Here is a 2,191-nt window from a genome sequence, read left to right as displayed (position 1 = left end):
AATCTAATCTAGGTAAAAGTATTCAAGATAAGAATATTCCTTTTATATTAGAAACTGATTTACTCTATAGCTCTATTGTAGGTTGTCCTAATCCTCCTATAAGTGGAGGACCTTGCACACAAGTAGCACTTATACTACCTCACTCTCGTGGATTAAAAAAACATAATGAAGATTATCCTATAATGCAAGATTTGGTTTTGTAAGGAGAATGAATTATGCAAGAAAAAGAAAAATTCAAATGGGGTAAGTTTATTTTAGATTGTTTGATATGTTGGGCATTAACAATAGCTTCTTATTTTATATTTTTTATCCCAGCAAGCTTAATCGCAAAATTTGTTAGGAAGTTTTTAATTTATGTTTTTAATTCAACATTTTATTATTTGGGAAATCTAGATATTTTAAATGATTTTTTCTTTATTGCTCTTTGGCTTATGTTATGTCCTTTGTTTTTCTTTGGAATTTGGTTTTTCTTAGAAAAAAAAAGTATAATTAAATACAAAATTTACAATTCAAGCTTTTGGTTTGTATTTATATTATCAACAAGTTTTTGGTGGTGGTTGGCTTATGGATTTGCGACCACTGGCAAATAAGGAATTTCAATGCCATACTTTATAACAATCTATATCCACCCAATGCAAGGCAATATCCCTCACGCCTTTCTAGGACTTACACGCAAACACCCTAATGAATTAGATACTATAAAATATGAAAAAGAAATAACATATTGGGATTACAATGAAGGAAAAATGAAACTTTGGAGAAAAGAAGAAATCAAATGGTATGAGAACTTTGAAAATGTAGAATTTAATGATGGCTTTTATGGCTTTGCCCCTGTGAAATCTGCTGCTAGCCATTGGGGGAAAGTGTTTGAGAATAATCAATATACTCCACAATGGAATGAAAATACTAAACATTATGACTATACTTTAAGAAATAAAGACACTTTTAGAGAATACAATCGCTGTGTATTTGAAGTATCACAAGAACAATATGAATTTTTACTTGATGAAATTAAAAAAGAAGTAGCACAAACAAGCAATAGAAATCCTAATTTACAACAAGATAATAGCAAAATGATAAGCCTTGAAACATTGAAAGAGAATTTGTATTATAATTCTATGCCATTTGACACTTCTTTATCTTTGCCTCCTATCAAAACTTTTCCCCTCCACAACTGCACCACTTGGGTTTTACACAAACTAGATAGCATAGGTATAGAAGTTTTTAATATCAAAGAATGGATACCCGATATTCCTGTATTTAAAGATTTAAAAGAATTGTTCCCCTATCTTAAATTTTGTAATACTATCTTCCTCAAATTCCAAGCCATAGATTCTAATTTAGAATCCATTAAAGGAGCAAAAGCATTTAGAGATTGGGCTAGGACTTTTATCCATCACCCTTGTTTCCATCAGCTTTATATAGAAAATAATCCATCGTTAAAGAATATGGATTTAGACCAAGAACAAAAGGATTTAATCCTAAAGGTTTTATTTAATGTGAAAGAAATTTACAATATTCTTGATATAATCTTACAAACAAGGCTTGATAAACTTAAAGGAGACTTTGAGCTTATCTATTGGGATAAACAAGAAAATAAAATCAAATCTCTAAAGGCAGAAAACGATTATAATCCTATTGTGGTAGAGAATTTTGACTTAAATATTCCTGCTAATAATTGTTCCATTAACAAATTTTATCCTTTTATCTTTATTCCTAGAGATAAAATCCTATCAAGAATGCTGTATCATAAATATGACTATGGTAAGGTTTCAGAGAGTTATCAGGAAGCTGCAAATGAATTTTACTTGAATGTTCTAGCAGGAATACAAAGCGATAAATATTGGAGCAAAAGTTATCATAAGCTTTCAAAGATAAATAAGCAATTTCAAGTTCAAACAAAAGAGATAGAAAATGTTTGAAACAAATAACACAACCAAAACAAAAGAAACAATCTTTGCTTATGATAATCAAATAATTGATATAGAGGAATTAGCATCCAAAAACATAGACACTCTAAACTCTAAATTATATTTTATGGGCATAGAACTCACAGGAGGCACAGAATCTCCCAATCCTCTTTTTCAATACTTCTTTGGTGAATTAGATAAAGACAATACCATTAAACAAGATACACCAAGTTATTACTTCTCCCCTAAAGATGAAGAAAATAATCTAGGCACACTTCTTA

2 protein-coding genes and 2 pseudogenes are annotated in these 2,191 nt (G+C 29.6%); all 4 read left to right on the top strand.

Annotated features, from left to right (window positions below; genetic code table 11):
- A pseudogene (locus LS65_RS09610) lies at window positions 1-203 on the top strand (hypothetical protein); the annotation flags it as partial.
- A 12-nt stretch (window positions 204-215) separates the two neighbouring features.
- Window positions 216-590 carry a hypothetical protein gene (locus tag LS65_RS09605; RefSeq protein WP_034363054.1) on the top strand — a complete coding sequence of 125 codons (375 nt, stop codon included), beginning with the start codon at window positions 216-218 and terminating at the stop codon, window positions 588-590.
- Between the two features lie 9 nt (window positions 591-599).
- Window positions 600-1,922 (top strand): hypothetical protein, encoded by a 1,323-nt coding sequence (locus LS65_RS10330; RefSeq protein WP_236096712.1) that lies wholly within the window; start codon window positions 600-602, stop codon window positions 1,920-1,922.
- A pseudogene (locus LS65_RS09590) lies at window positions 1,915-2,191 on the top strand (hypothetical protein); the annotation flags it as partial. The gene LS65_RS10330 and the pseudogene LS65_RS09590, both read left to right, overlap by 8 nt.

Source organism: Helicobacter japonicus, assembly GCF_000762845.2.
Taxonomy (GTDB): Bacteria; Campylobacterota; Campylobacteria; order Campylobacterales; family Helicobacteraceae; genus Helicobacter_C; species Helicobacter_C japonicus.
This window is presented reverse-complemented; position numbering and strand designations above follow the sequence as displayed.

What these genes read in the sequence shown, in the direction of transcription:
- LS65_RS09605 (WP_034363054.1), top strand. Translation starts at nt 216, where the DNA reads ATGCAAGAAAAAGAAAAATTCAAATGGGGTAAGTTTATTTTAGATTGT.
- LS65_RS10330 (WP_236096712.1), top strand. Translation starts at nt 600, where the DNA reads ATGCCATACTTTATAACAATCTATATCCACCCAATGCAAGGCAATATC.